General features: G+C 60.0%; 23 protein-coding genes. 18 read left to right on the forward strand and 5 right to left on the reverse strand.

All coding sequences use genetic code 11. The annotated features are described in order from the left end of the window. Positions 1-89: 89 nt before the first annotated feature. The 9 genes from AC1DIH_RS06355 (at position 90) to AC1DIH_RS06395 (ending at position 11631) form a co-directional block, all read left to right on the forward strand. On the forward strand, positions 90-1541 hold the full coding sequence (locus tag AC1DIH_RS06355) for an efflux transporter outer membrane subunit (RefSeq protein WP_477771038.1): 1452 nt from the start codon (positions 90-92) through the stop codon (positions 1539-1541). A 30-nt stretch (positions 1542-1571) separates the two neighbouring features. Continuing rightward, positions 1572-2684, forward strand: coding sequence for an efflux RND transporter periplasmic adaptor subunit (locus AC1DIH_RS06360; RefSeq protein ID WP_477771039.1), 1113 nt, complete (start codon positions 1572-1574; stop codon positions 2682-2684). Further along, positions 2681-5785, forward strand: a complete 3105-nt coding sequence (locus tag AC1DIH_RS06365) for an efflux RND transporter permease subunit (protein ID WP_477771040.1) — start codon at positions 2681-2683, stop codon at positions 5783-5785. The genes AC1DIH_RS06360 and AC1DIH_RS06365 overlap by 4 nt, the downstream gene beginning before the upstream one ends. Before the next feature lie 203 nt (positions 5786-5988). Further along, positions 5989-6981: an aldo/keto reductase gene (locus tag AC1DIH_RS06370; protein ID WP_477771041.1), complete on the forward strand. Its 993-nt coding sequence runs from the start codon at positions 5989-5991 to the stop codon at positions 6979-6981. A gap of 74 nt (positions 6982-7055) precedes the next feature. Then, positions 7056-7547, forward strand: a complete 492-nt coding sequence (locus AC1DIH_RS06375; RefSeq protein ID WP_477771042.1) for a (R)-mandelonitrile lyase — start codon at positions 7056-7058, stop codon at positions 7545-7547. Between the two features lie 65 nt (positions 7548-7612). Next, positions 7613-8395: a carboxymuconolactone decarboxylase family protein gene (locus tag AC1DIH_RS06380; RefSeq protein WP_477771043.1), complete on the forward strand. Its 783-nt coding sequence runs from the start codon at positions 7613-7615 to the stop codon at positions 8393-8395. Between the two features lie 2 nt (positions 8396-8397). Next, the gene (locus tag AC1DIH_RS06385) at positions 8398-9480 is read left to right on the forward strand and encodes an alpha/beta hydrolase (protein ID WP_477771044.1); all 1083 of its coding nucleotides are present in this window, start codon (positions 8398-8400) and stop codon (positions 9478-9480) included. A gap of 45 nt (positions 9481-9525) precedes the next feature. Continuing rightward, positions 9526-10581, forward strand: a complete 1056-nt coding sequence (locus AC1DIH_RS06390; protein WP_477771045.1) for an alpha/beta hydrolase — start codon at positions 9526-9528, stop codon at positions 10579-10581. A 156-nt stretch (positions 10582-10737) separates the two neighbouring features. Then, positions 10738-11631 (forward strand): LysR family transcriptional regulator, encoded by an 894-nt coding sequence (locus AC1DIH_RS06395; RefSeq protein WP_477771046.1) that lies wholly within the window; start codon positions 10738-10740, stop codon positions 11629-11631. 64 nt (positions 11632-11695) lie between these two features. Here AC1DIH_RS06395 and AC1DIH_RS06400 read toward each other — a convergent pair whose 3' ends face one another. The 3 genes from AC1DIH_RS06400 to AC1DIH_RS06410 all read right to left on the reverse strand — a co-directional run bounded on the left by AC1DIH_RS06400 (position 11696) and on the right by AC1DIH_RS06410 (position 14244). Beyond that, positions 11696-12391 (reverse strand): tRNA (adenine(22)-N(1))-methyltransferase, encoded by a 696-nt coding sequence (locus AC1DIH_RS06400; protein WP_477771088.1) that lies wholly within the window; start codon positions 12389-12391, stop codon positions 11696-11698. Positions 12392-12644: 253 nt separating this feature from the next. Beyond that, positions 12645-13028 (reverse strand): VOC family protein, encoded by a 384-nt coding sequence (locus AC1DIH_RS06405; RefSeq protein ID WP_477771047.1) that lies wholly within the window; start codon positions 13026-13028, stop codon positions 12645-12647. A 97-nt stretch (positions 13029-13125) separates the two neighbouring features. Continuing rightward, positions 13126-14244, reverse strand: coding sequence for an S-(hydroxymethyl)glutathione dehydrogenase/class III alcohol dehydrogenase (locus tag AC1DIH_RS06410; protein ID WP_477771048.1), 1119 nt, complete (start codon positions 14242-14244; stop codon positions 13126-13128). Positions 14245-14312: 68 nt separating this feature from the next. Here AC1DIH_RS06410 and AC1DIH_RS06415 point away from each other — a divergent pair, with 68 nt between their 5' ends. Continuing rightward, complete coding sequence (locus AC1DIH_RS06415) at positions 14313-15443, forward strand: LysR family transcriptional regulator (protein WP_477771049.1); 1131 nt, start codon at positions 14313-14315, stop codon at positions 15441-15443. 107 nt (positions 15444-15550) lie between these two features. On the opposite strand, the gene AC1DIH_RS06420 is transcribed toward AC1DIH_RS06415, so the two are convergent. After that, on the reverse strand, positions 15551-16447 hold the full coding sequence (locus AC1DIH_RS06420; RefSeq protein WP_477771050.1) for a LysR substrate-binding domain-containing protein: 897 nt from the start codon (positions 16445-16447) through the stop codon (positions 15551-15553). A gap of 105 nt (positions 16448-16552) precedes the next feature. On the opposite strand from AC1DIH_RS06420, the gene AC1DIH_RS06425 reads away from it, so the two are divergent. The 8 genes from AC1DIH_RS06425 to AC1DIH_RS06460 all read left to right on the forward strand — a co-directional run bounded on the left by AC1DIH_RS06425 (position 16553) and on the right by AC1DIH_RS06460 (position 23400). Then, positions 16553-17341: a HalD/BesD family halogenase gene (locus AC1DIH_RS06425; RefSeq protein WP_019690701.1), complete on the forward strand. Its 789-nt coding sequence runs from the start codon at positions 16553-16555 to the stop codon at positions 17339-17341. Between the two features lie 196 nt (positions 17342-17537). After that, the gene (locus tag AC1DIH_RS06430) at positions 17538-18296 is read left to right on the forward strand and encodes a transporter substrate-binding domain-containing protein (protein ID WP_477771089.1); all 759 of its coding nucleotides are present in this window, start codon (positions 17538-17540) and stop codon (positions 18294-18296) included. A 154-nt stretch (positions 18297-18450) separates the two neighbouring features. After that, on the forward strand, positions 18451-19173 hold the full coding sequence (locus AC1DIH_RS06435; protein WP_477771051.1) for an ABC transporter permease: 723 nt from the start codon (positions 18451-18453) through the stop codon (positions 19171-19173). 16 nt (positions 19174-19189) lie between these two features. Then, a complete protein-coding gene (locus AC1DIH_RS06440; RefSeq protein WP_477771052.1) occupies positions 19190-19948 on the forward strand; it encodes an ABC transporter permease in 759 nt (252 codons plus the stop codon). After that, positions 19945-20736 carry an ABC transporter ATP-binding protein gene (locus AC1DIH_RS06445; RefSeq protein WP_019690706.1) on the forward strand — a complete coding sequence of 264 codons (792 nt, stop codon included), beginning with the start codon at positions 19945-19947 and terminating at the stop codon, positions 20734-20736. The genes AC1DIH_RS06440 and AC1DIH_RS06445 overlap by 4 nt, the downstream gene beginning before the upstream one ends. Next, positions 20733-22379, forward strand: coding sequence for a histidine ammonia-lyase (gene hutH, locus AC1DIH_RS06450; protein ID WP_477771053.1), 1647 nt, complete (start codon positions 20733-20735; stop codon positions 22377-22379). The genes AC1DIH_RS06445 and hutH overlap by 4 nt, the downstream gene beginning before the upstream one ends. Before the next feature lie 255 nt (positions 22380-22634). Beyond that, positions 22635-22934 (forward strand): hypothetical protein, encoded by a 300-nt coding sequence (locus AC1DIH_RS06455; RefSeq protein WP_477771054.1) that lies wholly within the window; start codon positions 22635-22637, stop codon positions 22932-22934. 40 nt (positions 22935-22974) lie between these two features. After that, positions 22975-23400 carry a DUF1810 domain-containing protein gene (locus AC1DIH_RS06460; protein ID WP_477771055.1) on the forward strand — a complete coding sequence of 142 codons (426 nt, stop codon included), beginning with the start codon at positions 22975-22977 and terminating at the stop codon, positions 23398-23400. A 187-nt stretch (positions 23401-23587) separates the two neighbouring features. Here the strand turns inward: AC1DIH_RS06460 and katG are convergent, their stop codons facing one another. Further along, the gene (gene katG, locus AC1DIH_RS06465; protein ID WP_477771056.1) at positions 23588-25822 is read right to left on the reverse strand and encodes a catalase/peroxidase HPI; all 2235 of its coding nucleotides are present in this window, start codon (positions 25820-25822) and stop codon (positions 23588-23590) included. Positions 25823-26178 lie beyond the last annotated feature (356 nt).

Here is a 26178-nt window from a genome sequence, read left to right on the forward strand (position 1 = left end):
TGTTGCCATTCTCGAATCCACACGAGTCCAATGCGATGCCGCGACTTCCAGTTTCCCTTCCACCGCCCCTCCACACCGGTCGGGCGACCTTGCAACGGGCCGGGCTCGCCGTTGCAGCCGCCCTTGCCACTTCGATCGCCCTCGCCCTGGGCGGTTGCTCCACCCCGGTCGTCAAACCGTCGGTCGAACTGCCGAGCAACTTCGCCGCGAGCACATCCTCCGAGATGGAACCCGAGGCGGCGTGGTGGGAGGTCTACCACGACCCGGTGCTGACGGATCTGGTGCGCCGAGCAGCGCGCGAGAACCGCGACGTCAAGATTGCCGCCGAGCGTCTGCGCGCGGCACGTGCCGGCGAAACGGTCAGTCGTTCCTGGCTGCTCCCGAGCGTCGGCGCATCCGCCTCCGGCAGCGATCGCAGCAGTGGCTACAACTCGGCCACGAAACAGGGTTATCCGGATACCAAGACCACCAGCGTGGGCCTGGACGTCTCGTGGGAACTCGACCTCAGCGGCCGCCTGCGCGCCGGCGCAGCGGCGGCCAACGCCGATGCACTGGCCGCAGAGGACAGCATGCGCGGCGTACGGCTGCTGGTGATGAGCGATGTCGTCAGCAACTACTTCTCACTGGTCGGCGCACAGCGCCAGGTCGCGACGCTGCGCGCCATCTCGGCGATGCAGGACGAGACGCTGCGTCTGGTCACCGCGCGCCAGCAGGCCGGGCTGGCATCCGCCTTCGACGTCGAGCGCGCGCAGACCGACGCCTTGTCGGCACGGGCGCAGATTCCACCACTGGAAACGCTGGCGGCGGTGTCGCGCCATCGTATCGCCGTGCTGATTGCCGACCAGTCCTTCAATACCGCGAACATCCAGTCCTCGAGTAGCGATGTGGCGGCGGTGCCCGAGGCCAAGCCGGGCCAGCCCGCCGCGCTGCTGCAACGCCGACCTGACGTGCTGGCGCTGATGGCACAGCTCGACGCCGCCAATGCGCGCCGTCAGCAGGCCGCGGCCGAGTGGTTCCCGCAACTATTTCTCGGCGCGTCGTTCGGGCGCCAGGGCCTGAACGTGAACGGCGCCGATCTCGGCGTTGCACGCTTCACCAATGTGGCGGGCCTGCTGGCGATACCGATCTTCAATGCCGGGCGCACACAAGCGATCAACGAGGCTGCCGAAAGTGCTCAACACGAGGCGCTGCTGCGCGCCGAAGACGGCATCGTACGGGCGCTCGAGGATGTGGAGAACGCCCTCGTTACGCTGTCGCAGGAACGCCGCCGCGCCGGGTCGCTGCAATTGGCCGCCGCGTCCGCGGAGTCTGCGCAGAACCGCGCCCAGTCGCTCTATAACCGCGGGCAGATCGACCTGTTGCCACTGCTGGATTCGCAGCGGGCGCGCCTGGCGGCACGTCTGAACGCCAACGACAGCAACACCCGCCTGCTGCTCGATAGCGTGCAGCTCTACAAAGCACTGGGCGGGGGCTGGCAGGTGTTCGAACAGCCCACCACGCCCACTGCTGCCACCCATGCCGACCGGCCACCACTTTCCTGAGATCCAGTCGTTTTTCAAAGAGGAACCGCCTTGAAGAATTCCCTTACTGCGGCCGGCGCCCTGGCCGTCGCCGTCATGCTGTCCGCGTGTAGCCCGGACCAGCCCACCGTGCAAACACCACGCCCGGTGCGCACGGTTGAAATCAACTATGACAACGCCCGCCAAACCAGTCGCTACGTGGGCACCGTACAGTCACGGCATGAAGTCGAACAGGCCTTCCGCGTCGGCGGCAAGGTCGCTCAGCGCAAGGTCGATGTAGGCCAGTTTGTGCATGAAGGCGACATATTGGCGGTGCTGGATGACAGCGATTACCGCCTCGCGGAGGAAGCGTCGCAGCAACAGTGGGCGGTTGCCGTCGAGCAGACGCACCAGGCCGACTCGGAGCGCAAGCGCCTGAGCGCGTTGAAGGTTGACGGCTCGGTCAGTGCCGCCGACGACGAGCGTGCCCAGACCAATGCCCAGACCACGCACGCGAACGCCGAAGCCGAGGCGCGGAAGCTTGAGCTCGCGCGCAACCGACTCAAGTACACCGTGTTGCGCGCCTCTCGAAGCGGCGTCGTCACGTCCGTGCGCTTTGAGGCGGGGCAAATCGTCGCGGAGGGCCAACCGGTTGTCTCGGTGGCGAATCCGGATGAATCCGAGATCGTCGTCGATGTGCCCGAGGATCAGCTGTCGGTCTTCAAGGAGGCGCGCTTCAAGGCCTCGCTGGCCAGCGCGCCAAACGAGACCTTCGATGTCACGCTGCGCGAGTTGTCGCCACAGGCTGCAGCGCAGACGCGCACCTATCGCGCGCGGCTCAAGCCGGTGAATGCGCTGCCGCTGGGCGCCACCGCCACAGTAATGGCCGAGCGCAAAATGACCAATGTCTCGGTGGCGGCAGTACCCGCCACGGCACTGACGCAAAACGGCGGCCAGCCGGCGCTGTGGGTGGTCACGCCCGCAGGCAAGGATCCGCTCGGCACCGTCGAACTGGAGCGAGTGGCCGTTTGGGGCTATCGCAACGACGAAGTGCTCGTCTCCGGGCCGCAGGCCGGCGTATTGGTCGTCACTGCCGGGGTCCAGAAGATGACCTCCGGACTGAAGGTGGCGCTTCCCGGCGCGGCGATCGTTGACGCGAATACCACGCAGCAGGCCACCCGATGAACAACTTCAACCTCACCGACTGGGCGCTGCGTCACCGCGCCATCGTCCTGTTCATGCTGATCATCGTAGCCGTGGCCGGTGTCTTCAGTTTTACCCGGCTGGGTCAGCTCGAGGATCCGAGCTTTTCCGTGCCCTCCATGACCGCGATCGTCATCTGGCCGGGCGCTACCGCCCAGCAGATGCAAGACCAGGTCCTCAACCGCATGGAGAAGAAATTCGAGCAGATCGACAACTTCGAGAAGGTGGTCACCTACGCGCGGCAAGGCTACGCGGGCATGACGCTGACCGTGCGCGGCGGCACCTCCAAGGCCGACCAGCGCGAGGCCTGGTATCAGGCGCGCAAGAAACTCAACGACCTGAGCCGTGAGCTGCCTGACGGCGTGATCGGCCCGATCGTAAACGACGAGTATGGCGACGTGTATGGCCTGATGTACGCGGTCAAGGGCGACGGCGTCGGCCACGCCGACCTGTCGGACGCGGCCGAGGACATCAAGCGCAGCCTGCTGAAAGTGCCGATGGTCAAGAAGATCGATGTCATCGGCAAGCAGGCCAAGCGTGTCTACGTCGAGTTCTCGCACGAGCGCCTGGCAGCGCTGGGCATTACACCGCTGGCCATTGCCGAAAGCCTGAAGAGCCAGAACGCCCTGCTGCCCGCCGGCCAGATCGACACCAACGGCGACCGCGTCATGGTCCGCGTGAGCGGCCAGTTCGCCAGCGAAGAGGCTATCCGCAACGTACCCATCACCGCGGGCGGGYGGTTGATCAAGCTCGGCGATATCACGACTGTCTCGCGTGGCTTTGAGGACCCGCCGACCTACACGGTTCGCCACAATGGCCAGCCGGTGCTGATGCTTGGCATCACGATGACCAGCGACGGCAATATCGTGGACCTCGGCAAAGCAATGGAGACGGCGGTCGCCAAGATCCAGTCCGAGCTGCCGCACGGCGTGGAACTGGAGCGCGTGGCCGACCAGCCCTCCACAGTCAAGGACGCGATCTGGGACTTCGAGCGGTCGCTGATGGAAGCGCTGATCATCGTGATCGCGGTGAGCCTGGCCAGTCTCGGCTGGCGCACAGGCCTGGTGGTCGCGACTTCGGTGCCGCTGGTGTTGGGTGGCGTGGCGCTGGTGATGCTGGCGATGGGCTGGAACCTCGAACGCATCTCCCTCGGCTCGCTGATCATTGCGCTCGGCCTGTTGGTCGATGACGCGATCATCGCTATCGAAATGATGGTGGTGAAGATGGAAGCCGGCATGGACCGCGTGAAAGCCGCCGCCTTCTCCTACCAGTCCACCGCCATGCCGCGCCTGACCGGTGCACTGATCACTGTTGTGGGCTTCTTGCCCATCGGCCTCTCGAAGTCCACCACCGGCGAGTACGCGGGTGGGATTTTCTGGATCGTCGGCGCCGCGGTGCTGTTCTCGTGGATCTGCTCGGGCATCTTCACACCCTACCTGGCGGTCAAGATGCTGCCCAAGGATTTTGGCAAGCACCAGCATGCCAATGACCCCTACGGCACGAAGTTCTACCGCACGCTGCGCGTCCTGATCGACACCGCCATCGAGCGCCGCTGGGTGGTCATCGGTGCAACGTTTGGCGCCCTGGCGCTGGCGCTGGCCGGCATCAAGTTTGTGCCGCAGCAGTTCTTCCCCAACAGTTCGCGCCCTGAGTTGGTCGTTGACCTGCGCATGAAAGAAGGTTCGTCCTTCGCGGCGACCACCGAGCAGGTCAAGCGAATGGAGGCGCAGCTGTCGAAGGATCAGGAGGTCAAGTACTTCACCGCCTACACCGGCGCCGGCGCACCGCGCTTCTATCTCTCGCTCAACCCCGAACTGCCGAATCCGGGCTTTGCCCAGTTCGTCGTGATGACCAGGGATCTGGATGCACGCGAGCGAGTACGTACCCGGCTGATGGCCGCCGCCGACCAGCAGTTCCCACAGGCGTGGGTGCGCGTAACCCGGCTTGAACTGGGGCCGCCCGTCGGTTACCCGGTGCAGTTCCGCGTCGTCGGCCCCGATACCCAGGTGGTGCGCCGGATCGCCCGCGATGTAGAGAAAGTGGTCGCGGCCAGTCCGAAGGTGCGCGACCTCCAGCTCGACTGGAACGACCCGGTTCGCACGCTGAACGTGCAGCTTGATCAGGACAAGGCCAGCGCGCTGGGCCTCACGCCGGCCGACGTGTCGCTGGCGACCCAGACCGTGATGAACGGCGCAACCTTGTCGCAGCTGCGTGAGCACGAGGACCTGATCGACATCGTGGCCCGTGCCGTACCTGAGGAACGCTTGAACCTCGACACATTGAAAGACATCAACCTGTACACGCGCCAGGGCACGGTGGTGCCGTTGTCACAAGTTGCACAAGTGCGTTCTGAGTTGGAAGAGCCTGTCCTCTGGCGCCGCAACCGCGACATGGCGATCACGGTGCGTGCCGATGTGAAGGATGGCGAGCAAGGTGTATCGGTGACGCAGGAGATCCGGCCATTGCTCAAGGACATCGAAGCCAAACTGCCGACGGGCTACCGCATCGATGTGGGCGGTGCGGTAGAGGAAAGTGACAAGGCCAACAAGGCGCTGCTCGCCGTGGCCCCGCTGATGCTGATCACCATCCTGTTGCTGCTGATGCTGCAACTGCAGAACTTTTCCCGCATGTGGATGGTGACGCTGACTGCACCGCTGGGCCTGATCGGTGTGGTGCCGGCGCTGTTGGTGTTCCAGTCGCCGCTGGGCTTTGTCGCAATCCTGGGCATCATCGCCCTGGGTGGCATGATCATGCGCAACTCGGTGATCCTGATCGACCAGGTGCAAACCGAGATCGCTGAAGGGCGCGACCCGTGGAATGCCGTGCTGGACGCCGCCATTCACCGGGCCCGTCCGGTGATGCTGACGGCACTCGCCACCGTACTCGCCATGATCCCGCTGACGCGCAGTGTGTTCTGGGGGCCGATGGCCATTGCGATCATGGGCGGCCTTACCGTGGCGACGCTACTGACGATCTTCTTCGTCCCGGCGCTGTACGCCGCATGGTTCAAGGTGGGTCGCCAGACGGTCGTTGGCACTCAACCGATGAAGGTGGACGCCGCGCTCGTTTCTGAAAACAACTGAAGTTTCTGCTTCATCTGCAACACGCCTCCTGCCTACACAGGATTGGGCGTGTTGCAGATTGGACTGATGAATACTCCTCATAAGTCTTTGCCGATTTACCCATCTAGTCCCCCTCCGTTAGCTCGCTTAATGTTTCTACAGCGGCATTCAGGCTCGTGTAATTGATCGGATGCGCCTCTAGATTTCTGTATGGGAGTAGACCAATGAACACACGCAAACTGGGCAACACGCTGGAAGTGTCCGCACTGGGCCTTGGATGCATGAGCATGACCTCGGCGTACGGGCCGGCCGCCGACAAGCAAGGCATGATAAAACTGATCCGCACGGCGCATGATCGCGGCATCACCTTCTTCGACACCGCAGAGGCGTACGGCCCTTTCAGCAATGAAGCGCTACTGGGTGAAGCCCTGCAGCCGATTCGCGATCAGGTGGTCGTGGCCACCAAGTTCGGTTTTGACATCAATCTGATTACCGGCGAACGGGGCAGCGGCACCAACAGCCGGCCGGAGCATATCCGGGCGGTGGCAGAGGCCTCATTGAAGCGTCTGCGCACTGATCGCATCGACTTGTTCTACCAGCATCGTGTGGATCCCGAGGTGCCGATCGAAGATGTCGCCGGCACCCTCAAGGACCTGATCGCCGAAGGCAAGGTCAAGCACTTCGGCTTGTCGGAAGCCGGTATCGAGACGATTCGGCGTGCCCATGCGGTTCAGCCGGTGACTGCCGTTCAGAGCGAATACTCGCTGTTCTGGCGAGGCCCGGAAGACGGACTCCTGGCTGTGCTGGAGGAACTGGGCATCGGCTTCGTGCCGTTCAGCCCGCTCGGCGCCGGTTTCCTCACCGGCAAGATCGACGAAAACACGCAGTTCGACGCTTCCGACTTCCGCAACATCGTCCCCCGCTTTTCCCCTGAGGCACGCAAGGCCAACCTGGCGCTGGTCGAAGTGGTAAAGGCCGTCGCACAGCGCAAAGAGGCTACGCCCGCGCAGGTGGCCTTGGCCTGGTTGCTGGCCCAGAAACCCTGGATTGTCCCGATACCGGGCACGACGAAGCAGCACCGCCTGGAGGAGAACCTCGGGTCCGTAGAACTGGAGCTGACCGGCGAGGATCTGCGCTTTATCGATGAGCAGATTTCCCGAATCCAGGTGCAAGGTGATCGCCTGCCCGAGCCTGCGCTGAAGATGACCGGGCTCTGAATCCCCCTCCTGAAAGCTGCTCCTCACGCGGAGCAGCCTTGTTGTCGACTCACCACCTTGCAGGAGCACCTTCGATGAACCCCCTGATCGCCCCACTGATTGCCTTGTCGCTCTTGGCGGGGGAAGCCTGCGCCCAGACTCCCAGGGAGATCCGGATCAGCAGTGCAGGCTCTCAACCCTCAGTGCTGGGCGCTGTAGAAAATTTCACCGGTACGGTGCGTGTCGATGGCCTGTTCAAGGGTGACTCCCCTGCTCGCATCGGCGGTGGCACGGTGACCTTCGAACCCGGCGCGCGTACGGCCTGGCATACCCATCCGCTCGGGCAGACGCTCATTGTCACCGCCGGCGTCGGCTACGTGCAGCAAGAAGGTGGCCCACGTCAGGAAATCCGCCCGGGTGACATCGTCTGGATCCCGCCGCACGTACGCCATTGGCATGGGGCTACGGCTACCACCGGCATGACCCACATCGCAATCGCCGAAGCCGAGGACGGGAAAACCGTCACGTGGGAGGAGAAGGTCTCGGATGCAGAGTACGCCGGGACATCGCCCGCACGGGGCATCTAGATGACATAACGGGAACACGACCTGCCCGCAGGTAGTGCTGAACAATGGATGGAGCCCTTTTACCGATGACTGCTAAAACACCCGTTGCGCGTTGCGAGACCAAGCCCCTGGCCGCTTTATTAGCCCTGTGCCTGGGGCTTGGGTGTGTGCCGGGTTTTGCCGCTCAGAACGCCGAGACATCGCAAACCATGACCAGCACACAACCCGCTTCAGACACGCTGTCGGCCAAGCAACAGGCCATTCCACTGATCGCAGCATTCATGGCTACGAGTGACATGCCCAAGCTCGACGTTGCCTTGAACCAAGGTCTGGACGCTGGCCTGACGGTCAGCGAGGCCAAGGAAATCCTGGTGCAGCTTTACGCCTATGTCGGCTTCCCGCGCAGCCTCAATGCGTTGGGTGAACTGATGACGCTGGTGGAAACACGCAAACAACGTGGCGTTGAGGATTCGCCTGGCCGAGAACCCTCTCGTCCGGTCCCCACAGGTGAAGCCTTGCTGGCAGCAGGTGTGGCCAATCAGACCCGTATCGCGGGCGGCCCGGTCAAGGGCCCGGTGTTCGATTTCGCGCCCGTCATCAACCAGTTTTTGCAGGCTCATCTGTTCGGTGACATTTTCGGGCGCGATAACCTCGACTGGCAAAGTCGAGAACTGGCGACCGTCGGCGCTCTGGCCGCCACACCAGGTGCAGAGGCGCAATTGCGTTCGCACATGCTCGCGAGCATGCGGGTGGGGCTAAGCGCTGGGCAATTACGTCACGCCATCGAGGTGCTCGAGCGCGGGGATCAACAAGCCGCCAAGCGTGCAAGCACAGCCCTGACACAGGCACTTGCTGCTACGGGAGGTTGAACATGACGCCTGCAAAAAACCTGCTGGGCATTGCCCTGTTGAGCGTGCTTGCCGCCTGTGCGACCCATCCTGCTGACTCAAGCAGTGCCGTCGCCCCCTTGATGATTCAGCAGCAAGGCAGCTTCGCCGCTGGCGGAACGATGACCACAGCACCAGGCACGTTCAACCCACGTAAGCCCATGAATCCTGAAGGCCAGACCTACCACGGCGACCATGCCTACACCTTCTACCAAATCCCGGTCGATGCCCGAAAGCTGCCCATCGTCATGTGGCACGGCGCCGGCCAGTTCTCCAAGACCTGGGAAACCACCGCGGATGGCCGGGAAGGTTTCCAGAACATCTTCCTGCGCCGCCATTTCGGTGTGTATCTGATTGACCAGCCGCGTCGTGGTAATGCCGGGCGCAGCATGGTCGAGGCGACGCTCAAGCCAACGCCGGACGAGCAGCTGTGGTTCAACCAGTTTCGTATCGGCCTCTGGCCTAACTATTTCGACGGCGTGCAGGTTGCCCGCGATGCACAAACACGCGACCAGTTCTTCCGGGCGATGACGCCGAACACCGGGCCGTTCGACATGGGTGTGGTTTCCGATGGCGTGTCGGCGGTCTTCGACAGGATCGGCCCCGGCATCCTGTTCACTCACTCTCAGGGTGGCGGGCCTGGTTGGTTGACGGCGATCAAGAACAATAAGGTCAAAGCCATTGTGGCCTTCGAGCCGGGCAGCAGCTTCGTCTTCCCGGAGGGTGAAGTGCCAGCACCGATTCCCAGCGCATTCGACACGGTGCAGGGTGCGGCGGTGCCGATGGCGCAGTTTATGGCGCTCACGCGAATTCCGATCCTTGTCCTTTACGGCGACAACATCCCGGAACAGGCCGTCGACCTGCCTGCCCAGGACAGTTGGCGCGCCCGACTCACGATGGCCCGGTTATGGCGCGATGCTGTCAACCAGCATGGCGGTGACGTGAGGCTGATCCATTTGCCGGAGATTGGCATCAAGGGCAATACCCACTTCCCCATGTCGGACTTGAACAACGTACAGATCGCCGACCTGGTATCGAAATTCCTCGCAGAAAAGAAACTGGACTGACGAGAACCGCACCTCTGCATTGCCTAAATATTCAGGAGTCTTCACATGAGAAACACCATTTTGAAAGCCACGCTCATGGCCGCCATGGTCGGTGTCTCTGCCGGCGAGGCTGGGGCTGCCGACTATAAAAAGAACCCGTTCACATTGGCTTACGACGGCGCAATTACCAAGAATGAGCCCGGCAAGGTCAATATCCATCCGGTCACCTACAAGCTCAACGGCCTGGCTATCGCTGCGAACGTTTATACCCCTGCCCATTACAACCCGAACAAAACCTACCCGACTGTGGTCGTCGCGCACCCGAACGGCGGTGTGAAAGAGCAAGTGGCCGGCCTCTATGCCCAGCGCCTGGCTGAACAAGGCTATATCACCATTGCTGCGGATGCCGCCTACCAGGGCGCAAGCGCGGGACAACCGCGTAATGTCGACAAGCCTGCGTATCGCATCGAGGATATCCACGGCATGGCAGATTTCATTACTCAATATGCCGGGGTCGACGGAAAACGCCTGGGCTTGCTCGGCATCTGCGGTGGCGGCGGGTATTCCTTGGCTGCTGCGCAAACCGACAAGCGATTCAAGTCGGTCGCGACAGTGAGCATGTTCAACTCCGGACGGGTTCGCCGTAATGGCTACGCCGACTCGCTGCTGGACACCGTCCAGCAGCGCCTGCAGCAGGCATCGGCCGCCCGCGCCCAGGAAGCGGCTGGCGGGGAAGTACTCTATTCGGGGGATGCCAATCTGACGGATGAGCAAATCGCCAAACTGCCATTCGACCTGTACCGCCAGGGTTACGAGTACTACTGGAAGACGCACGCGCATCCCAATTCGACCTTCAAGTACACCACGAGCAGTTTGCTCGACCTTATGCGCTTCGACGCCACCCACCAGATTGACCTGATCGAACAGCCGTTGCTGATGATCGCCGGCAGCAAGGCCGACAGCCTGTACATGACCGAAGATGCGTTCGCCAAGGCCACTGGCACCAAAGACAAGGAACTGTTCAAGATCGATGGGGCAACGCATATCGAGACCTATTGGGTGCCCCGGTATGTCGACGCCGCCGTGGGCAAGCTGACCGCGTTTTACGCTAGAACCTTGTGATTCGGGGGCGTGTGCCCTATTCCGTTCTGTCACCACCCGCCGGGAGTCTGTGGCCCGGCCGGCCTGTTCTGCACAGCTGATACAAATAATCCACGCATCCAGGCGGGACATGATTACATGGGATAATTCAGTGCCCTTCATGAGAGGTTCTCATCAATGTCCCGAGCCAATCTCAATGACCTCCAGGCCTTCGTGGTCATAACCCGCGAGGGCAGCTTCACCCGCGCCGCCGCCCAACTGGGTGTCTCGCAGTCCGCCCTGAGCCACACAATGCGCGCCCTTGAGGCTCGACTCGGCGTTCGACTGTTGACCCGAACCACCCGCAGCGTGTCCCCCACCGAGGCAGGTCAGCGGCTGTATCTCTCGATGGCGCCACGGTTCGAAGAGATCGAACTTGAACTGGCTGCTGTCAGCGAGTTTCGGGACACCCCGGCAGGCAACGTGCGGATTTCAGCCTCGGAACATGCAGCGAACAACATTCTTTGGCCCAAGCTGTTGAAGGTGCTTCCGGACTACCCGGACATCAAGGTTGAAATCACGGTCGACTACGCCCTCTCCGACATTGTCGCGCAGCGCTACGACGCAGGCGTACGGCTTGGCGATCAAGTCGCCAAGGACATGATTGCCGTTCCGGTCGGCCCTCAAGTACGCAGGGCGGTAGTGGGCTCCCCTGAGTACTTCAAGCGGCGGCTCCCACCGAAAGTGCCCGGCGACCTTGCGGAACATAGTTGCATCAACCTGCGCCTGCCTACCCACGGGAACCTCCTGCAATGGGACTTTGAAAAGGCCGGCCATGAGCTCAAAGCGCGTGTCGAAGGTCAGTGGACGTTCAACAGCAGCCTGCCCATCCTCCGTGCCGCAGTCGCGGGCTGCGGGTTAGGTTTCCTGCCAGAAGACATGGTATCGAAGGAGGTTGCCGACGGGAGCCTGGTGCGGGTACTGGAGGATTGGTGCCAACCCTTTCCTGGCTACCATCTCTACTACCCTAACCGCCGTGAGCATTCGTCAGCGTTTGGCATTGTGGTTGACGCACTGCGCTATACGCGCTGAGTGGTCGATCATTGAGGTGCCTTGGCGTGCAACGCTAATCGTTTCGTAGAACCCCGGACCGGGTTCAAGCCAGCAGCTCGGTAATCCACCGGGCCTGCCGGGCGATGTCTTGCACCTTCTCCTCGGGCACGGCCTGCCGCGCTCGGGCGAAGTTGCTCAGGGTCTTCTGCTTCTCGCGCAGTATGCGCTGCCACTTGGCCAGGAACACCGGACTGCGTGCCTGCATCTGCAGCGGGCCGAAGTACAGCTCCTCGGCGGTATACATCACCGGCCCGGCGCGCTCGGCGACGATGATTTCGTAGTCAAAGCGGTTTTCCCGCAGCACTTCCTCGCAGAGAATGCGGTAACCATTTTCCATCAGCCATTGGCGCAATGGCTGCTCGCCGCCGTTGGGCTGCAGGATCAGACGCTCCTGGCCGCTCAGGCGCGCTTTGCCACTGTCGAGGATGTCGCGGATCGTCTCGCCGCCCATCCCGCAGATGCTGATCGCCGTGATCCCGTCTCCCGGCTCGATCGCCGCCAGGCCGTTGGCCAGGCGCACGGTGATCCGCTGGTCCAGGCCGTTCTCGCGCACGGTCCGTTCGGCCGAGCAGAACGGCGTCAATGCCACCTCGCCGGCCACCGCCGCCGCGATAGCGCCACGGCGCATCAACGCCACCGGCAGGTAGCCGTGATCCGAGCCGATATCGGCCAGCCGCGCACCTGCTGGCACATGCCCTGCCACGCGTTCCAGACGCATGGACAATGTCTGTTCGTTCAACTGTTGCCCCTTTTCACCACGAACGTCCGGCACCTTTGGCTGGATCGGGGCGCGATTCTGTCGGGCATCGCCGTGCATATCAACTTTATGCGACCAGGACCATGGTTCACCCCCGAACCTGGCCCTTGCGCATCGGCCCAAAGCGAACCCTGGTTATGGGACGCTTTGGGCCGACCTTTGCGGAGCCTGAGAGACCGTGACTGATTCAACCTTGGCCGCCCTGAATGTGGAGGACAAGGCCTTACCTTCAGGCCTAGGCTGGATTGAAGCAGTAAGCGGCCAACTTGTTGCCGTCCAGGTCACGTGCGTAGGCAGCATAGGCGTTCGGTGCCCAGCTCCGGGGGCCCGGAGCGCCTTCGTCTGTACCACCGGCAGCTATGGCGGCGGCATGGAAAGCATCAATTGCAGCGCGGTTCTGCGCCTCGAAGCTGACAGTGACGCCGTTACCGACGCTGGCGGGTGCACCATTGGCCGGTTTAAGGACGAAGAACGACGGTGCACTCTCGCCCCAGATCGAGCCATTGTCGGCCAGATCGGCGATACGCTTGTGGCCCAGCTTACCCAATACACTGTCGTAGAAAGCACGGGCTTTGCTCAGGTCGTTGGTGCCGACTGTAACGTGGGTGAAGATACTCATTTATTATCTCTCCAAGGTAAAACGAGGTGGGTTTGAGTTGGTGTTGCAGCGCCGTCAGGGAGGATTGACCCCGACCGCTATCGCTGTGCTTTTTGACTCAACGATCGAAGTGAATAACGGTGCGGATGCTCTTGCCTTCGTGCATCAACTCGAAGGCCTTATTGATCTCTTCCAACGGCAAATTGTGGGTGATGAAAGTATCCAGCGGGATCTCTCCCTTCTGCGCCTTTTCCACATAGCTCGGCAGCTCGGTGCGACCTTTTACGCCACCGAATGCCGAGCCACGCCATACGCGACCGGTCACCAGCTGGAATGGGCGCGTACTGATTTCCTGACCGGCACCGGCGACGCCGATGATTACCGACTCACCCCAGCCCTTGTGGCAACTTTCCAGGGCGGCGCGCATCAACTGTACGTTGCCGACGCACTCGAAGGAGTAGTCGACGCCGCCATCGGTTAGCTCGACGATGACTTCCTGAACCGGCTTGTCGTAATCCTTCGGATTGACGAAGTCGGTAGCGCCCAGTTGCCTGGCGATCTCGAATTTTTCCGGATTGATATCGACCGCGATGATCCGTCCGGCCTTGGCCATGCTCGCGCCGATGATCGCCGCCAGACCGATGCCGCCCAAACCGAAGATCGCCACCGTGGCGCCCTCCTCGACTTTGGCGGTATTGAGTACCGCACCGATGCCGGTGGTGACTCCGCAGCCGAGCAGGCAGACCTTGTCCAGCGGGGCATCCTTGGGAATTTTGGCCAGGGAAATTTCTGGCAGCACGGTGTATTCGGAAAAAGTCGAGCAGCCCATGTAGTGATAAATTGGCTGCCCCTGATAGGAGAAGCGGCTAGTCCCATCCGGCATCACGCCGCGCCCCTGTGTACTGCGAACCGCCTGACAGAGATTGGTCTTTCCGGACTTGCAAAACTTGCACTCACCGCATTCGGCCGTGTACAGCGGAATGACATGATCACCGACCTCCAGCGAAGTGACGCCAAAGCCCACAGCGACGACTATGCCGCCCCCCTCGTGACCGAGAATGCTCGGAAATATGCCTTCCGGGTCGGTCCCTGACAGGGTATAGGCATCGGTATGACAAACCCCAGTGGCGACGATACGCACCAGCACCTCACCGGCCTGTGGCGGTGCAACATCCACCTCGACAATTTGTAAAGGTTGGTTGGCGGCGAAGGCTACAGCGGCGCGCGATTTGATCATGGTCCATTTTCCTGATTTTCTGCGGATTGATTTAAGCGGTGTGCATTTCGCTGGAGCGAATCATTCGCGTGCTCCACCAAGCCGGTGCTGCCACGCGCGGTTACCGGGTCACGCTGCTCGCCAACCAGTCCGCTGAACGTTCAGGCACCGGCAAAGCAAGCGCGGTCATCTGTAGCTCTCCAGTCGCTGTTGCTGAAAACAGATTGCGCCCAGCAGAATTCCAAGTCACGCTCATTATTCTTGACTTTTTTGTGAATTTTTTTCAGGTCGCTTCCATGAAACTCAGTCTGGATCATCTGGTAATGCTGCAGTGCCTGTCGGAAGTCGACTCGATAACAGCGGTTGCCGAACGTTTATGGCTGACGCCATCGGCGGTCAGTCATCGTCTCCGCGAGGCGGAGCGGCGCTTGGGTGTGAAGTTGACTGAGCGCGCGGGAGGCAAGTTGCGACTGAGCCCCGCCGGCGTGCGACTGGAACGGGCGGCAAGAGATATCGCGACGATTCTGAACGAGGCAGAAGCAGACGCTGGCTCCATGGCTGGCGGCGTCTGCGCCTTCGTGCGTCTGGGCGTCACTTCCTATGGCCCGTTCCGCTGGATTCCAAAATTTATCAAGCATTACGCCGCGCTACGTCCCGATATCGAAATCACGCTGGTCTCAGTGCACCGCGACGAGATTTACTCCAGCTTGGTCCAAGGCAAACTGGATGTCTCGATCATTGACGATGGGATGGTGCCAAGTGGCGTCGCTAAACGCCCACTGTTTCGGGATGAGTTGATCGCCATCATGGCAACAGATCATCCCCTGGCTGGAAGGCGCAATGTTCACGCTGAAGATTTCAAGACCTATAACCTGGTTACCTATTCGACCGAGCGATCCAAAGGCTGGGAATACGACCGTTTCTTTGCGCCAGGCGGTGTTCTGCCGCGTCGCATGATCACGGTGGAGGTGATCGAAGCCATTGTCGAACTGGTGCGCTCCGGCTACGGCCTCAGCATCTTGCAGCGCGACCTGGTGACACCAAGCCTGGAACGAGGTGAGCTTGCCTGGGCAGCCCTTGATGACGGGCTCGATATTGCCTGGAATGCGATTGTCAGGCCTGCGGAGCCGGAGGGCAGCGAGGTGCAGAAGATGGTGACAGAACTGACTGACTGGATGACGACGCAAAGTCATTCTGAAAGCTTTCGGGATTTTTCCTGACCCAGCCTGAAAATTGCTCCCGCCCAACCAACAGTTCTGGCCGGACTCAACCTGACCATACGTGGCGTCACCTCGCGCAACCGTCAAAAACCATGTGGCCTCAGCGGTTATTTCCTCAACAGCGCCAGCATCCGTTTGATATCGGCACGACCGGTCTTGGCGCTGGGCACAAAGGCACAATAGGGGTGACCGAGTCGCAGTGAGACCGATGACAAGGTAATCAGTCGCCCCGACTCCAGGTCACTGCGCGCCATGAGCTTTTGCCCCAGCGCGATGCCCTGACCCAAGCGCGCCAGTGAAATCGACAGACTGGATAATCCGCTACGTCGACCTAATTTCGGGTCTGGATAATGGCTGATGGATGCCTGGGAAAACCAATCGTGCCAGGTCGGATGGGACGCATAGTTGATACCCCAGTGAGTATGGATGAACAGGTTCTGCTGCACCTGCGCGAGGTCGAATTCCTGGTTGCCATGGACGTCCCAGAACTCAGGTGTGCACATGGGTATCACTTCGTCATGTACCAGAGGTATCACCTCAAGCCCCGGATAGTGGTAATCCCCATAACTGACCCTAAGATCAATGTCATGGCGCACAAGATCCACCGGGTCATCTTCCACGCGGATATCGATCGACAGTTGCGGGTGAAATTCCAGCAACTCCGACAACTTCGGTGCAAGCCAGGATTCGGCCAAGGAAAACGGCACGCTGACCACCAACCGCCGCGAATGCAAGTCCCCCTCGAGAATCCGTGTTGTCATGGCGGCAATATCGTTAAGCGCACGTGAAGTCTGCGGGTAGATGGCATGCCCGGCATCCGTCAGGGTGATGCGATTGCCTGCTCGCACGAAGAGTTTGCGCCCGAGGAACTCTTCAAGATGCCGCACTTGCTGGCTAACGGCCGCAGAGGAGACGCCCAGCTCCGAGGCAGCCAATACGAAGCTGCCCATCCGGGCAGCAACTTCAAAAACCTTGACAGCATTGAGCGGTGGAAGCCGATTCATATCGTACTCATTCGAAAGTTTTTCTAGGGGGACGCTAACAATTTGTGCCGTTGTTGGAAAGTTTTCCTCAAGGTAATTTCAAGTCTCACTCACTGGGAGGTACCCATGAAAGACATTCTGGATCTCGAGCGCTATCCACTGGACCAAGAAGGCAGCCCGCAATGGCAGGCTGCGGTCGACCTTGCTGCTATCGAGTTGCAAACCACTGGCATGTTCAATCTGAAACAGCTTATGAAACCGCTGGCCATGACAAAGGCTGTAGCGGAAATCAAACCCATCATGGACAGCCAGTCGCATACTCATAAACGCCGACACAATATTTACTTCAAACCCGACGTCCAGGGAATCGATCCCAAGCACCCGGCGCTGCGCGAGGTCGAATCAACCAACCACACTCTGTGCGCTGATCAAATAGCAAAGAGCACCGTGCTGGCCATCTATGAATACCCTCCTTTGCTTCGCTTTATCGCAGCAGTCATGGGCAAGCCGGCCCTTCATGTAATGAAGGACCCTCTGGCGCGCGCCAATGTCATGAGCTATCGCGAAGGTGAAGCGTTGAACTGGCATTTCGATCGTAGTGAGTTCACCACCACCTTGCTGTTGCAAGAGCCACTTGAAGGTGGCCAGTTCCAATACCGCAGCAATCTGCGCACGGCTGACAACCCCAACTACGAAGGCATTGCGGCCGTGCTTGACGGGCGCGATCCCGACGTCAAAACCCTCACACTTGAGGCTGGCACCTTAAACGTATTTCGTGGAGTGAATTCCTTGCATCGCGTGACGCCAGTGCAGGGGTCGAAGGAGCGCATGATTGCCATATTCTCTTATTACGAAAACACAGGCGTAATGTTCAGTGATGAGGAAAGCATCGGATTTTACGGGCGCGCGTCCTGATTGACTTTACCGAGTCAGCAAAACGGCTTCGCGGCCTACGCCGCAAGCCATTACCCATGCCATCAATCGCTCACTGCAATGCGGAGCAGTTATGAAAACAACAAAAATAAAGCATTCAGCAAAACTGGCGAAGTACGCCCTGATCGGCGCAGCCTGGCTCTGCGCATCAGCATCCCAGGCTAAAGAGTGGACGGCTGTGACTATCGCCACCGAAGCCGCTTACCAGCCTTGGAACATGACGCTTCCAGGTGGTGCCATCGGTGGCTTCGAACCTGAGTTGATGGCAGATCTATGTGCACGCATCAAGCTTCAATGCACCCTGCTCGCCCAGGATTGGGACGGGATGATCCCTAGTCTGCAAGCCGGCAAATTCGACCTCATTATGGATGCCGTCGTAATCACCCCCGAGCGAGAGAAAATCATTGCCTTCTCTCGGCCCTACGCCGCAACCCAAGGTGTACTGGCTGCGAGCGATCCGAAACTGATTGCCCAAGCGGGTATTGCCACGGAGGTGGTCAAGCTGACCGGGGATGCCAAGGTGGACAAACCTTACATCGACAAGATGCGGACCTTACTCAAGGGTAAAACCATCGGCATTGCCTCCGGCACGGCGTATACCGAATTCGTCGAAACCAACTTCAAGGACATCGCGACCATTCGTGAGTACAAAAAATCCGATGAGCATGTTCTGGATCTGCAGGCTGGGCGTATCGATTTTTCCTTCGATGACGTGACCTTCTTCAGCTCGATACTCGACCAACCCGAGAACAAATCGCTATCCATGGTCGGCCCCAAGATCGGCGGTACCATCTGGGGTCCGGGCGAGGCCCTTGGCTTTCGTAAGGACACGCCTGAGTTGAAAGCAAAATTCGACGAGGCGCTGAGTGCGGCGTTGGCGGACGGCACGGTGAAGAAACTCACTGAAAAATGGTTCAGGGCTGACATCACGCCATAAAAAGACTGACCACGGGCCGGAAATAGAACGCTGCCCCGCGCTTGCGGCTTTCCAGCAATCCAATGCCGGCCCGGCAACTCCCTCGACGCTTCGTTGCGAGCCCAGTTCATGGGCTATCCGCCAACGAAGGGCGTTTCGATAGAAGGATACATTTATGGATACCTTGCAGATGCTCAGTTTCGGTAACGCCGGCTGGGGCTTGGCATTGTTGAAAGCCGCAGGCATGACGCTGTCACTGACTCTGGTGTCGTTGCTGGTCGGTGCCGTGTTCGGCAGCCTGGTGGCAGCGGCCAAACTGTCACATCGACGTAGCCTGCGTTGGTTAGGTGACTCGTACTCGGTACTGTTCAGAGGCGTTCCCGAGCTATTGGTGATTTACCTGTTCTACTTTGGCGGTGCCACGGTAGTGTCCGCCGTTGGCCACTGGTTCGGCGCCACAGGGTATATCGACATGCCGCCTTTTGCGGTGGGCGCGCTCGCAGTCGGGCTGCTTTCGGGCTCTTATCAAGCCGAAGTCTATCGTGGTGCATTCCTCGCAGTCCCCCGCGGTGAACTGGAAGCTGCACTGGCCATTGGCATGGGCCGCGCAATGCGTTTCAGGCGTGTGTTGATCCCCCAGGTATTGCGCTATGCGCTCCCAGGCTTGGGTAACGTCTGGCAGATGACGCTGAAAGACTCAGCACTGATATCCGTGATCGGTTTGATTGAACTGATGCGCGCCAGCCTGATGGCCGCCGGCTCTACTCGCCAATATTTCACCTTTTACATCATCGGCGGCATCGGCTACCTGCTGCTGACTGGATTGTCAGGGCGAATATTCGGTATCGCCGAGGCTCGCGTGCATCGTACGCAGCGCCGCAGTCCAATCCAACACTGAGACAGGTGAGCCTCAAATGATCGACTTCGCATTTTTGCTCGATACGTTACTCAAGTTGCTGGCGGCGCTGCCCACCACGCTGACTTTATTCTTCAGTTCGCTGTCACTGGGGCTGTTGTTGTCATTCATCATTGTCAGCATGCGCGTTTGCCGTTGGCCACTGCTGAGCTATCCGGCGCGCTGCTACATCATGATTTTCCGCGGCACGCCGCTGATCATTCAGATGTACCTGATCTATTACGGATTGGGTCAATTCCCCGCGGTCCGCGATAGCGTCGCCTGGGTTGTTCTGCGTTCGTCCTACGGCTGCGCGGTCGTCTCGCTGGCGCTGTGCACTGCAGGCTATACCGCCGAGATCATCCGCGGCGGGCTGCTTAGCATCCCCTATGGCCAGATTGAGGCAGGGCAAGCCATTGGTATGTCGCGCTGGGCGTTGTTGCGCCGGATCATCGCCCCGATCACCTTGCGCCAGATACTGCCGGCCTACTCCACAGAAGCAATCCTGATGCTCAAGGCCACGGCACTTGCGAGCTTGATAACCGTCTGGGATGTCACCGGTATCGCTCAACAGATCATCCAGCGGACCTACCGCACCATGGAAGTGTTCGCCTGTGCCGCACTGATCTACCTGGTGCTCAACTACATCATCGTTCGCGCCATCGGTTGGTTTGAGCATCGCTTGACACCGCATTTGCGTGAGCGGCCAGTGCATGTGCCGACGAAAGCCAACCTCGACGCCAGCAGCAATCCGAATTCCCTGCGGAGCTCACTATGAACAGTCAGTCAACGGCCGCTCTGTCGGTCACCAATATCCAGAAATCCTATGGGCAAGCGCATGTACTCAAGGGAATATCCCTGAAAGCGCACAAAGGCGACGTCGTATCGATTCTCGGTGCTAGCGGCTCAGGAAAAAGTACATTTTTACGCTGCATCAACCTGCTCGAAACACCCGATGAGGGCAGCATCTGCCTCAATGGTGAAACCATCGAAATGAAGCGCCTGCGTGACGGACGCCAAGTACCGGGCAATACGCGCCAGGTTGAGCAGATACGCAGTCGCCTCGGCATGGTGTTTCAAAGCTTCAACCTGTGGTCGCACAGGACCGTGATAGAGAACGTTATGGAAGGTCCAATGCGGGTTCTCAAACGCTCGTATACCGAATGTCTTGAAGAGGCCGAACAATTATTGCAGAAGGTCGGGCTGTACGATCGACGCGATTACTACCCTGCCCACCTGTCCGGAGGCCAGCAACAACGGGTTGCGATTGCCCGGGCCCTGGCGATGAATCCGCAGGTCATGCTATTCGATGAACCGACTTCGGCGCTGGATCCGGAGTTGGTCGGTGAGGTCCTCAAAGTCATGCGCGCACTGGCTGAAGAAGGTCGCACCATGTTGGTAGTGACCCACGAGATGGGTTTTGCCCGGCACGTATCCAATCGAGTGGTCTTCATGCAGGGCGGTCGCATCGACGCCCAAGGCACTCCAGCAGAGCTGTTCGAAGGTTTGCCCACCGAGCGTTTTCGTCAATTCGTGGCCAGCCATCAAATGAGGAGCGCAGAATGAGCAGTACCGCCCCCGCATGTGGCATCGACATGAATCCGATGCCTGCAGACGACCTGATACCTCAGCAGGTGACAGCCAACGTCACAACTGAAGACAGCCATAGCGTTACCCTTGGCGACAAGTCGTTGACATGGCGCGAGATCGTCAAGGTCGCACGACATGGCGCCAAGCTGCACCTCTGTGATTCGGCCTGGGCAAGAATTGACGACGCTCGCGCCATCGTCGACCACATTGTGGTAAGGGGTGAGCGGGCTTATGGCATCAATACCGGCTTGGGTGCTCTCAGCAACGTAATGTTGCAAGGGCCGCAACTGGCGCAGCTGTCTCGGAACACTCTACTGAGCCACGCGTGTGGTGTCGGCGCGCCATTAACGGTCGAGCAAACACGGGCCATCATGTGCGCCGCTGTTAACAACTATGCCCACGGTCACTCAGGTATCAGCCGCAGCGTGGTAGAAGCGCTGATTGCACTGTTGAATCTGGACATCACACCAAGCGTGCCGTCACAAGGCTCTGTTGGCTATCTGACGCACATGGCGCACATTGGTGTTGCCTTGCTGGGCTTTGGCGAGGTGATTTGGCAAGACCGGCCAATGCCGGCTGCACAAGCATTGCGCGAAGCGGGTATGACGCCGCTGGAACTGTGCGCCAAAGATGGCCTGAGCCTGGTCAACGGCACGCCCTGTATGACCGGTCTGGCCTGCCTGGGACTGGCCGACGCCTTCAATCTGGCCGAATGGGCAGACATCATCGGCGCAATGAGCTTCGAGGCACTAAAAGGACAGATCGATGCCTTCGATGAAGTCGTCCTGGCGCTCAAACCTCACCCTGGTATCCAGCGCGTGGGGGGTAACCTGCGCGCGTTACTGGCGGGAAGCGAAGTCATCGCCAGTAGCCGCGGAATTCGAACCCAGGATGCCATGAGTATTCGCTCGATTCCCCAGATTCATGGTGCTTGCCGCGATCAAATGATTCACGCCGAACTGCAGATCAATGCTGAACTGGCTTCGGCCACCGACAATCCCCTAGTCGTGGGCACACCTGAGAATTATCGCGTGCTGTCTCAATCCAACCCCCACGGCGAGTACCTGGCAATGGCTGCCGATCTGCTCTGTATTGCAGTCGCTGAACTCGCGGGAGTTGCCGAACGCCGCCTCGATCGCTTGATCAATCCCTTGGTAAGCGGATTGCCAGCATTCCTGGTCAGTCAACCCGGCGTGAACTCGGGAATGATGATCGCGCAATACGTGGCAGCCTCCTTGGTCGGAGAAAATCGCCATCTGGCGCAACCGGCAGTGGTCGATAACTTTGTGACCTCTGCGCTGCAGGAAGACCACCTGAGTCTCGGCACAGGGGCAACCCTTAAACTGCTCAAAGTCATCAACAATACGACCCAGGTGCTGGCTATCGAATACCTTCTTGCAGCCCAGGCATTCGAATTTCTCAAGGAGCAGCGCTTCGGGGTCGGCACCGGCTCTGCCTGGCGCCTCCTACGCGAACAGGTCCCCCCTTATGACGAGGACCGCTGGCTAGCGCCTGATATCGAAAGTGCGGCTCGTCTGCTTCGAAAAAAAACTTGGCCGATAGCCTACGCAGTGGCTGACTGTCCCAATTGTGTGCGGAATCACCGAAACTCCCAGTGATTGATGCGGATCACCTTTGAGGCCGATCTGACATCCGTGAACTTCCCTCGATAAGCACGTTCTCAACAGCGGCTCGTTATATCTGACGAGCCGTTGTTCTTTGCGCGGCTCTTTTGGACAATCACGGACTGAAAAGAGCCAGCCCGGCAAAAACGCCCCCCAATGCACTCGGCCCGCTGAACCGGCCCAAGGGCAGGCGCAACACTGTCTAATCTGAATAGAACACGACCACACTCTTGATACAGGGGAAACGGCATGACCAGAATCACAGCGCGCCAATGCTCGTCATGGGCCCTGCTCTCCCTGCTCGCCATCAACCTGGCGCTGACCGCCGGATGTTCAGGCAAAAATGCCGCGCACCGCTATTCGACCTCAAGCACAGCCTCGAACTGCTACGCAAAAGCGCTACCCACTGCCGGCGAAGGCGGCCTGGCCTGGGGCCCCACTTTGGGCATGGCTCGGCAAAAATCCCTGGATAATTGCAAACGCTATGCCGGCCAATCCGGTGGCACGCCGAGTACCTGCCATGTGGTGACAGCGGAGTGCAAAAAGTAATAGCGCGTTTGCAGTGTTTGCCAATTGAGGGAGTACAAACATGCACGACCCCTTCAATCTTCTTCGTTTCGTCGAGGCCCAGCGCCCGGTTTTTAGCCGAGTCATGGAAGAGTTGCGCGCCGGGCACAAGACCAGCCACTGGATGTGGTTCATCTTCCCGCAACTGCAGGGCCTCGGGCATAGCGAGATGGCCCGGCGCTTTGCCATTTCCGGTGCTGCCGAAGCCCGGGCCTATCTGCTGCATGATGTGTTGGGGCCACGACTGGAGGAAAGCGTCAGTACCCTCCTGCAACACCGCGACAAGAGTGCGCGGGCCATCCTTGGCCACCCCGATGACCTGAAGTTGCGCTCCTGTCTCACGCTGTTCGCCAGCATCAAGCCCGAACAGCCCCTGTTCCAGCGGGCCCTCGATCAGTTTTTCGCCGGTGAGCCAGACGCCAGGACCCTGGCCCTTCTTGGAGAATAAGGTCGACACGAGCTACATCGCGACGGAACGCCGTGATCGGTGCACAAAGCAACCGATGTCTCGCGCCGGCTGATTGTCCCATCGTGCAGACGATGCTTCTCATTTTGTCTGATTGTTCCCGGAGCCCCCCGACCTGAACGATCAGGTCGAGGTGGCCCACTCCAGGATCCAGGGTCCAACACTCGCGTTACCTGAGGTCGAAGCGGTCGAGATTCATCACCTTGGTCCAGGCTGCCACGAAGTCTTTTACGAATTTCTGCTGCGCATCGCTGCTTGCATAGACTTCGGCCAAGGCCCGCAGTTGCGAATTCGAGCCAAAGACGAGATCGACACGAGTGCCTGTCCATTTGAGGTCGCCGGTTTTGCGATCACGTCCTTCAAACTCTTCATTGGCGTCCGAGACCGGCTTCCATTCCACGCCCATGTCGAGCAGGTTGGTGAAGAAGTCGTTGGTCAACGCTTCAGTTCGCTGGGTGAAGACTCCGTGCGGGGTTTGTCCGACGTTGGTGTTCAACACGCGCAGGCCGCCAATCAGCACCGTCATTTCTGGCGCGGTGAGAGTCAGCAGTTGCGCCTTGTCGATCAGTAACTTCTCGGCCGGGACCTGGTATCGGGTCTTGAGGTAATTGCGGAAGCCATCGGCGATAGGTTCGAGAAACCCGAAAGACTCGACATCCGTCTGCTCCTGGCTCGCGTCCATCCGCCCCGGCGTGAAAGGCACCGTAACGGTGTGACCGGCATTTTTCGCCGCCTGTTCGACACCGGCACTGCCGGCCAGCACGATCAGGTCCGCCAGCGAGATCTTCTTGCCGCCAGTCTGCGCGCTGTTGAACTCGCTCTGGATTTTCTCGAGGGTCGCCAGCACGTTCGCCAGTTTCGCAGGCTGGTTAGCCGGCCAGTCTTTCTGCGGGGCCAGACGCAGGCGCCCACCGTTGGCGCCACCGCGCTTGTCGGAGCCTCGGAAAGTGGAAGCCGCCGCCCAGGCAGTTGATACAAGCTGCGAGACTGTCAGGCCACAAGACTGAAGCTTGCTCTTGAGTGAGGCGATGTCGCTGTCGTTGACCAAGGCATGGTCAACCGCCGGGATGGGGTCTTGCCACAGGAGTACTTCGCTCGGCATTTCCGGACCGAGGTAGCGCGAAAGCGGCCCCATGTCGCGATGAATCAGCTTGAACCAGGCGCGAGCGAACGCGTCGGCCAACTGATCGGGATGCGCCAGGAAACGCCGTGAAATGGGTTCATAGATCGGGTCGAATCGCAGGGACAGGTCCGTGGTCAGCATGGTCGGATTACGCCGCTTGGACGGGTCGTGAGCATCGGGAATGATGCCCGCGCCAGCGCCGTTTTTTGCTGTCCACTGGTTCGCACCGGCCGGGCTCTTGGTCAGTTCCCACTCGAAACCGAACAGGTTCTCCAGGTAGTTGTTGCTCCACTTCGTGGGCGTAGTGGTCCAGGTCACTTCCAGGCCGCTGGCGATGGTGTCGCCACCTTTGCCGGTGCCAAAGCTGCTCTTCCAGCCCAGGCCCTGCTGTTCGAGGCCAGCGGCTTCGGGGTCGGCGCCCACATGGGTTGCAGGCCCGGCGCCGTGGGCCTTGCCGAAGGCGTGGCCGCCGGCGATCAATGCCACGGTTTCTTCGTCATTCATCGCCATGCGAGCGAAGGTTTCGCGGATATCCACCGCAGCAGCGACCGGATCCGGGTTGCCCTCAGGGCCTTCCGGGTTGACGTAGATCAGGCCCATTTGCACCGCAGCGAGCGGTTTCTCCAGGTTGCGCTCCTGGACCGTAGGGCTCTCATCTTTGCCATAGCGCACGTCGCCCCCCAGCCAGGTTTTTTCGGAGCCCCAGTAGACGTCCTCATCCGGTCCCCAGACGTCCGGACGGCCTCCGGAAAAACCAAAGGTCTTGAAGCCCATGGACTCCAGCGCGACGTTGCCGGTGAGGACGATCAGGTCGGCCCAGGAGATGTTACGACCATACTTTTGCTTGATCGGCCAAAGCAGTCGGCGCGCCTTGTCGAGGCTGACGTTGTCCGGCCAGCTGTTGAGCGGCGCAAAGCGTTGCTGACCGGAGCCGGCACCACCACGCCCGTCACCGGTGCGGTAGGTGCCTGCAGCGTGCCAGGCCATACGGATAAAGAACGGCCCATAGTGACCGAAATCCGCAGGCCACCAGTCTTGCGAATCGGTCATCAGCGCATGCAGGTCTTTCTTGAGCGCCGCAAAGTCCAGTTTTTTGAACGCTTCGGCGTAGTTGAAGCCCTCGTCCATGGGGTCGGACAGGGACGAGTGCTGGTGCAGGATCTTCAGATTGAGTTGGTTCGGCCACCAGTCGCGGTTCGACGGGCCACCGCCCGCGGCGGCGTGATTGAACGGGCATTTCGATTCAGTTGCCATGTGTGAGCTACCTTTGGTCGTGTTCATCCGGCTATCCGGCCCCGCGTGGGCGCGCAATAGCGACGAGCGAAATCAATGACATAAGCTGCAGGGCCAACAATTCGATCCATTGATCGTCGTGGTCACACGGGCAATCCGGATAGCGGCAATCGAGTTACCTGCACGGTGGCCCACGGCAAGCCTAGTACGCTTCTGACTTATTCGTATCTCTTATCAGGTCTCAACCGGCCAGTTTTCACCAGCGCTCCGTTAAGGTTAGCCCCCTATAAAGCGCTCAGCTAATAGGTGGCGTATTCGGTGCTGATAGGCCTAGTCTTTTACCTGACACCCAAGGACGGAGTAGACCGGTTACGCGACGTACGCCTGTACGGGAGAGGACCAGA

The organism is Pseudomonas sp. 05N36 (assembly GCF_056397385.1).

Coding starts and splice junctions, on each gene's coding strand:
- AC1DIH_RS06375 (WP_477771042.1), top strand. CDS start 7,056: ATGAACCCCCTGATCGCCCCACTGATTGCCTTGTCGCTCTTGGCGGGG.
- AC1DIH_RS06390 (WP_477771045.1), top strand. CDS start 9,526: ATGAGAAACACCATTTTGAAAGCCACGCTCATGGCCGCCATGGTCGGT.
- AC1DIH_RS06385 (WP_477771044.1), top strand. CDS start 8,398: ATGACGCCTGCAAAAAACCTGCTGGGCATTGCCCTGTTGAGCGTGCTT.
- AC1DIH_RS06425 (WP_019690701.1), top strand. CDS start 16,553: ATGAAAGACATTCTGGATCTCGAGCGCTATCCACTGGACCAAGAAGGC.
- AC1DIH_RS06370 (WP_477771041.1), top strand. CDS start 5,989: ATGAACACACGCAAACTGGGCAACACGCTGGAAGTGTCCGCACTGGGC.
- AC1DIH_RS06445 (WP_019690706.1), top strand. CDS start 19,945: ATGAACAGTCAGTCAACGGCCGCTCTGTCGGTCACCAATATCCAGAAA.
- AC1DIH_RS06405 (WP_477771047.1), bottom strand. CDS start 13,028: ATGAGTATCTTCACCCACGTTACAGTCGGCACCAACGACCTGAGCAAA.
- AC1DIH_RS06395 (WP_477771046.1), top strand. CDS start 10,738: ATGTCCCGAGCCAATCTCAATGACCTCCAGGCCTTCGTGGTCATAACC.
- AC1DIH_RS06380 (WP_477771043.1), top strand. CDS start 7,613: ATGACTGCTAAAACACCCGTTGCGCGTTGCGAGACCAAGCCCCTGGCC.
- AC1DIH_RS06460 (WP_477771055.1), top strand. CDS start 22,975: ATGCACGACCCCTTCAATCTTCTTCGTTTCGTCGAGGCCCAGCGCCCG.
- AC1DIH_RS06455 (WP_477771054.1), top strand. CDS start 22,635: ATGACCAGAATCACAGCGCGCCAATGCTCGTCATGGGCCCTGCTCTCC.
- AC1DIH_RS06440 (WP_477771052.1), top strand. CDS start 19,190: ATGATCGACTTCGCATTTTTGCTCGATACGTTACTCAAGTTGCTGGCG.
- AC1DIH_RS06435 (WP_477771051.1), top strand. CDS start 18,451: ATGGATACCTTGCAGATGCTCAGTTTCGGTAACGCCGGCTGGGGCTTG.
- katG (WP_477771056.1), bottom strand. CDS start 25,822: ATGAACACGACCAAAGGTAGCTCACACATGGCAACTGAATCGAAATGC.
- AC1DIH_RS06420 (WP_477771050.1), bottom strand. CDS start 16,447: ATGAATCGGCTTCCACCGCTCAATGCTGTCAAGGTTTTTGAAGTTGCT.
- hutH (WP_477771053.1), top strand. CDS start 20,733: ATGAGCAGTACCGCCCCCGCATGTGGCATCGACATGAATCCGATGCCT.
- AC1DIH_RS06410 (WP_477771048.1), bottom strand. CDS start 14,244: ATGATCAAATCGCGCGCCGCTGTAGCCTTCGCCGCCAACCAACCTTTA.